This window comes from Actinomadura sp. GC306, assembly GCF_004348665.1.
GTDB lineage: Bacteria > Actinomycetota > Actinomycetes > Streptosporangiales > Streptosporangiaceae > Spirillospora.
On the sequence record NZ_SMKM01000358.1, the window covers coordinates 1 to 5,817 of the forward strand.

At 71.6% G+C, this 5,817-nt stretch carries 6 protein-coding genes; 5 read left to right on the forward strand and 1 reads right to left on the reverse strand.

Translation table 11 applies throughout. The features are described from left to right. The first annotated feature begins 104 nt into the window (after nucleotides 1-104). On the forward strand, nucleotides 105-1,565 hold the full coding sequence (locus E1200_RS30530) for a hypothetical protein (RefSeq protein WP_131955643.1): 1,461 nt from the start codon (nucleotides 105-107) through the stop codon (nucleotides 1,563-1,565). A gap of 7 nt (nucleotides 1,566-1,572) precedes the next feature. Here E1200_RS30530 and E1200_RS30535 read toward each other — a convergent pair whose 3' ends face one another. Next, on the reverse strand, nucleotides 1,573-1,917 hold the full coding sequence (locus E1200_RS30535) for an MmcQ/YjbR family DNA-binding protein (protein WP_131955645.1): 345 nt from the start codon (nucleotides 1,915-1,917) through the stop codon (nucleotides 1,573-1,575). 84 nt (nucleotides 1,918-2,001) lie between these two features. Between E1200_RS30535 and E1200_RS30540 the strand changes: the two genes are divergently transcribed. The 4 genes from E1200_RS30540 to E1200_RS30555 form a co-directional block, all read left to right on the forward strand. Next, complete coding sequence (locus tag E1200_RS30540) at nucleotides 2,002-2,340, forward strand: CU044_2847 family protein (protein WP_131955647.1); 339 nt, start codon at nucleotides 2,002-2,004, stop codon at nucleotides 2,338-2,340. Nucleotides 2,341-2,347: 7 nt separating this feature from the next. Continuing rightward, nucleotides 2,348-4,009 carry a trypsin-like peptidase domain-containing protein gene (locus E1200_RS30545; protein ID WP_131955649.1) on the forward strand — a complete coding sequence of 554 codons (1,662 nt, stop codon included), beginning with the start codon at nucleotides 2,348-2,350 and terminating at the stop codon, nucleotides 4,007-4,009. Then, the gene (locus tag E1200_RS30550; RefSeq protein WP_131955651.1) at nucleotides 4,010-5,035 is read left to right on the forward strand and encodes a MoxR family ATPase; all 1,026 of its coding nucleotides are present in this window, start codon (nucleotides 4,010-4,012) and stop codon (nucleotides 5,033-5,035) included. It begins immediately after the preceding gene. After that, a partial coding sequence (locus E1200_RS30555) for an SAV_2336 N-terminal domain-related protein (RefSeq protein WP_279485365.1) occupies nucleotides 5,025-5,817 on the forward strand: 793 nt, incomplete at its 3' end. The genes E1200_RS30550 and E1200_RS30555, both read left to right, overlap by 11 nt.

Here is a 5,817-nt window from a genome sequence, read left to right on the forward strand (position 1 = left end):
CCGGGGTTCTGGGTAGGCGGGTGGAGTGATCTGCTCACGGCGCCCTGGGCCGGTGTGATGCGGGTGGTTCGCCGCCGGTTCCCCGTTCGTCCACAGTTAGGTTCTTGGTGTTGCTCTCCCCCCTTGTCGGCCGGCTTGCGAAGGTCGGGGCGCTGGTGCGGCGGCATTGGGTGTTCGCGGGGGTCCTGGTCGCGGGGGTCGTGCTCCGAGTCGGGGCGGTGCTCGGGTTCCGGGGGACGTTGTGGTTCAACGACAGCTATGACTTTCTCGCGGTTGCGAATGATCCGTTTCCGCACCCGCTGAGGCCGTCCGGTTACGGCATATTTCTGTGGGCGCTCAAGCCGTTTCACAGTGTTGCGCTGATTACCGCGTTGCATCATCTGGCGATCGTCGGGGTGGCGGTCGTCGGTTATCGGATGCTCGTCCGCGACTTCCACGTGCGGCGAGGGTGGGCGGCGCTCGCGGTTGTACCGCTGCTGCTCGATTCGTTCCAGATCGAGCTTGAGCATCTGTTGTTGTCCGACACCTTGTTCACCGTTCTGGTGTTCGGGGCCATGCTTGTTGTGGCGAAGCCCGGTGCCACCGGGTGGCGGCGGGCGGCGGTCGTGGGGTTGCTGCTCGGGCTCGCGGTCGTCACGCGGACGGTGGGGGCGCCGCTGTTCCTGATCGTGGTGCTGTATCTGCTAGTGCGGCGGACGCGCTGGCCCGTTTACCTGGCGCTTTCTCTGGCCTTCTTCCTGCCCGTCGGGGCTTATGCGACCTGGTACCAGCAGGAGCATGGGCGGTTCGCGATGTCCGGGACGGACGGTGTGTTCCTGTGGGGGCGCACGGCGGCGTTCGCGGATTGTCAGGCGTTCACGCCGCCGCCGGACATCGCGCGGCTCTGCCCGCACGGAGAAAAGGGCGAGCGGCTCGCGTCGTCCCACCAGATCTGGCACGAGGATTCGCCGCTCGGCTGGACGAACGGCGCGGCTTTCGACGAGCAGACCAACCGGGACGCGCAGCGGTTCGCGTTGTGGGCCATCAAGAACCAGCCCGGCGACTATGCGCAGGTCGTGGCGTACGACTTCTTCGTCCGGACGTTCTCCTGGAACCGGAGCCCATACCCGACGATCGGCACCGAGGCCCGATATCACTTCCCGACCAAACCCACGGCGCGAAAGCCGGACCTGCCCGTCCTGGGTGCCGGCGACCGACGCTCCGTAGTGGACGAATACGTACACGGGCCCGCGCCACTCCACATCGTGGAGCCGTACGCGGAAATCATGCGCACCTACCAAGAGCGAGTCCGTTTTCCCGGCACGCTGCTCGGGATCGTGCTGCTCGTGGGGGCAGCCGGGATGGTGTGGAGGCGTGCACGAGCGCGAACCGCGCTGTTCTGGATGTCGGCCGTGACGCTGCTGGCCGTCCCGCCGGTCACGGTCGATTTCGACTACCGCTATATCTTGCCGGCCACGCCGTTCGCATGCTTTGCGGCGGCAATGGCGTGGGGGCGTCGTGTCTCGAAAGACACGGCTCCGGAGAGCGAGGCCCACGAGCGGGAGCCCGAGCCCGCGCGCGCTTGAACCGGTGTCAGGGGGTTCCCAGACGGGCGGCGGCGACCTTCTTCGGGACGACCATCCGCCACGCCTCCAACACCAGTTCGCGCATCTCGGGCTCGTCCAGCGCGGCCGTCCATGCGTGTACCCAGTTGAAGCGCAGGTCGGATTCGCGCGGCAGGTGGAATTTCTCCGGCTCCGACTCGATCAGCGCGGCGCGTTCCTCCTTGGGGAACGCGAAGCCCATCACGGTCTCGTCCCGGGAGAACGCGACATAGACGATGGAGCCGACGCGGAACTTCACCTGGTCCCTGATGAGGTGCTCGGATGTGCGCGGCAGCGTCCGGGTGAGCGAGCGGACCTGCTCGACCGTGATCATCGTGGCCTCCTGTGGTCGCGTTTCTCCCAGTGAACGTCCCGAATGGCGTGATCTTGATAGATTTTCGTCGCGAAGGGGGCGGTCTTGAACGAACTGGTGCGCTGGGAGACCGAGCACGGAACCGTCATCGTGGAGACCGACAACCGGGAACCCGGGTTCCAGTCGGTGTCCCGCTCGGGCGGGATGATCCATGACGCGGCGGGCAGGTTCGAGGACGCGTTCCAGAACGTCCGGGACGCGGCGGAGGCGGCGCTCGCGTCGCTGCGCGGCGGGCAACTGAACCCGGACGCGGTGGAGCTGGAGTTCGGCGTCAAGCTCAACGCGGCGGCCGGGGCCGTCATCGCCAAGACCTCCGTCGAGGGGCACCTCAAGGTCAAGATGACCTGGGGCCGTCCGCTGCCCCAGGAGCCGGAGGGGGCGTAGCCGCACCGTGGACGACTGGCAGTGGCGCGCCTGGGTCGGCCTGCCGGGCGGTGGCCGGCTCGGCGCCGCGTTCCTCGTCACCCGGAACCGGCTGCTGACCTGCGCGCACACCGTCGACGGGCTGGACGAGGCCCACGTCGGGTTCCCCGGGCTGTTTGAGGGGCTCAAAGCCACGGTCGTCCATCGCGGTGACTGGCGGCGGGAGGGCGACACCGGGGACGTCGCCGTCCTCGAACTCGACGAGGCCGTCCCGCTGGCCCCCGCGAGGCTCGCCGCGCCGGACGACGCGCGGGCCAGGGCGGACGACGGCGAGTTCGGCGTCTGGGGGTTCCCGCGGCGCCCCGATGGCGGTGAGCGGCACGCGACCGTCACGACCAGCCCGCGGTGGAGCCGCGAACGTGAGTGGTGGGAGCTGCGGACGACCGGCTCCGACGCGCTGGAGGAGGGCTACAGCGGGTCGCCGGTGTACGACACGGCGACCGGCGAGGTCATCGGCATGGTCACCAACGCCGAACTGCGCGGGGACCGCGGCGACCTGGGGTGGATGCTCCCCCTCGACAGCATCCGGCGGCACTGGGAGGAACTGGACGACCTGCTGCCGCTGCGGTGGCTGACGGCCGAGGCGCGGCGGGAGCTGCGGGGGCTGCTGGCCGGTGTCCGGTTCACCGACCCGCTCGCGGCCGACCTCGAACGCCTCACGGGGCGGCGGGCGCTCGGCGGGTTCCAGTCCGCGTGGGGTTCGGTCCGGTACGTGGCGGAGGGCTGGCCGCAGGAGAAGCTCGTCCGGTACCTCGCGGCGCTCGCGCGGCACCTGCCGGAGCCCGGGCGGTTCGCGGCGTGGTCGGTGCGGCACCTGCCCGGTGCCGCACCCGCCGGGGCCCCGCGGTCCGGGCCAGCGTCGGTGATCGTGCGGCTGGAGCGGGTGACGTTCGACAACGCCTTCGACGTCACCGTGCACACCTGGATCGACGGCGCGGAAGGGCCGTCCCGGCGGACCGAGCGCGTCGCCGAGCGGCAGGTCAGGCCGACCGTCGAGGCCGGGGTCGCCGAGCTCGCGCCGGCGCTGTTCGGGCGCGACTGGATGATCGAGTTCGCGGTGCCGGAGAGCTGGCTCGGCAAGCCGTTCGAGCAGTGGCACGTCGATCCCGGCCGCAAGATCTTGATGCGGCAGTACCCGGTCGTGGTACGGGACGTGGAGCGGCTGCGGCCCGACTCGATCCGCCGCGACCAGGCGCACCACCGCTGGCGGCTGCTGACCGAGCGGGGCCGCAGCGACCCCCGCCCGATCGCGTGCGACACGCCGCGCACGGGCAAGGCGTTCCAGAACATGCTGGAGGCGCACGTCGACTTCTGCGTCCTCGTGTACGGGTCGCGTCCGGTGAAGAACTGGCTGACGGCGGCGCTCAACAACGGCATTCCCGTCATGCTGTGGACGCGCACCCCCTGCGCCGCCCCCTCGCACGAGGACTGCCGGGGGCACCGCGTCCTCGACGAGCTGACCGCCGCCGTCGGCGGCAAGCACCCCGATGAGCTTCCCCAGGTCGCGTTCGCCCTTCGCAAGCAGGCGCTGATCGCGCCTGAGGGCGAGCCGCACTGCGGCCGCGACCTGACGCTCCTGTGGGACGATCCGTCCCGGCTGCCCGATCCCCCGCTCGCCATGGAGGTATAGGTGCCCGACTGGCTGCTCTACACCGGGAGCCGTCAACCGCACGACGGCATCGACCGGTTGCCTCCGCCCCCGCCTTGGCGCGCGTTCGACGGAGACCCTGTGCTGCCCTCCCCGGAAGGTGGGTCGGGCAACGAGCACCAGGCGACGACGTACCGGCCGTCGGACGACGCCGTGCAGCAAGTCAACGCCGCCCTGTACCTGCGTCGCCCGCTGCTGGTGACAGGGCCGCCCGGTACGGGGAAGTCGACCCTGGCCTACGCGGTGGCCCACGAACTGGGGCTCGGGCCCGTCCTGCACTGGCCGATCACCAGCCGGACGACCCTGCGCGACGGCCTCTACCAGTACGACCCGCTGACCCGCCTCTACGCGGCCGGACGGGAAGGCGCCCCGTCCGAAGAGGACATCGGCCGCTACATCCGGCTCGGGCCGCTCGGCACCGCGCTGCTCCCCTACGGCCGCCCCCGCGTCCTGCTGATCGACGAGATCGACAAGAGCGACATCGACCTGCCCAACGACCTCCTCACGATCTTCGAGAAGGGCGAGTACGAGATCCCGGAGCTGTCCCGCCGCGCCGACCCGTCCGCCGAGGTCATGACCGCCGACGGACCGTCCTCCGGCCCCCACCCGCCGCCGTCCGAGGGACGAGCTCCGCTCGACTGGCCCGGCGCCCGGGTCACCGTCACCGCCGGGACCGTCCGCTGCAACGCGTTCCCCCTGGTCGTCATGACCAGCAACGGCGAGCGGGAGTTCCCGCCCGCGTTCCTGCGGCGCTGCGTCACCGTCGAACTGCGGCAGCCGTCCGGGGAGGCGGAGCTGGCGGCGATCGTGCGGGAGCACCTCGGGCCGCTCGCCGACCAGAGCGACGACCTCGTCCGCCGGTTCTTCGAACGCTCCTCGGCCGGGACGCTCGCCACCGACCAGCTCCTCAACGCCGTCTACCTGTGCCGGCACGCCGACACCGAGGACCGCCGGAGCCTCGCCGACCGGATCATGCCGTACCTGTCCGGGCCGATCGATGACGATTGACCGGTTCCGCGAGGTGCTCGGGGCGGTGGGGCCGCCCCCTGACGCGCGGGAACTGAGCGAGCTGCTGTGGCTCGCCTGCCACATCTCGGGCCCGGAGGAGACCGCCCCGTCCGTCCCGCCGCGTTCGAAACGGCGGGTTATGGCACCGCCCGGCCCGCCGGATTTCACGACTCCGCGTCCGGACGCGCCGGTGCCGGTGCCGCCGGGGCCGGGGCCGCTGACCGCGCTCCATCCGCCTCCCGGCCCCTCCCCCGTGCCCGGACCGGCGGCCGGTGCGGCGGCCGAGGTGCTCGTCCCGACCGCGCCGATGCTCGCGGACCCGCTCGGCGTGCAGCGGGCGCTGCGGCCGCTGAAGCGCCCCGTCCCGTCCCGGCACCGCACCGAGGTGGACGAGGAGGCGACCGCCGCGCGCATCGCGGACACCCGCCGGTGGGCGCCCGTCCTCGTCCCGTCACCGGAACGTTGGCTGAGCCTCACCCTGGTCGTCGACACCGGGCCGACCATGCGGCTCTGGCGCCCCCTCGCCCGCGAGCTCGCCGAGACACTGCTGCGGCAGGGCGCCTTCCAGGACCTCCACGTCAGCCACCTCGACACGACGGGCCGCGTGGCGTCCGCGCCCGGCGCGCCGTCACAGGACCCGGGGACGCTCCTGGACGCGTCGGGCCGCCACGCCGTGCTGGTCCTCAGCGACTGCTCCGGCCCGCACTGGTGGGACGGGCGCGCCGCGCAGGCCGTCCGGCGCTGGGCGCGGGCCGGTCCGACCGCGATCGTCCAGCCCCTGC

Bases quoted from the DNA above. Each gene is read 5' to 3' on its own strand.
- E1200_RS30535 (WP_131955645.1), bottom strand. From the start codon at position 1,917: ATGATCACGGTCGAGCAGGTCCGCTCGCTCACCCGGACGCTGCCGCGC.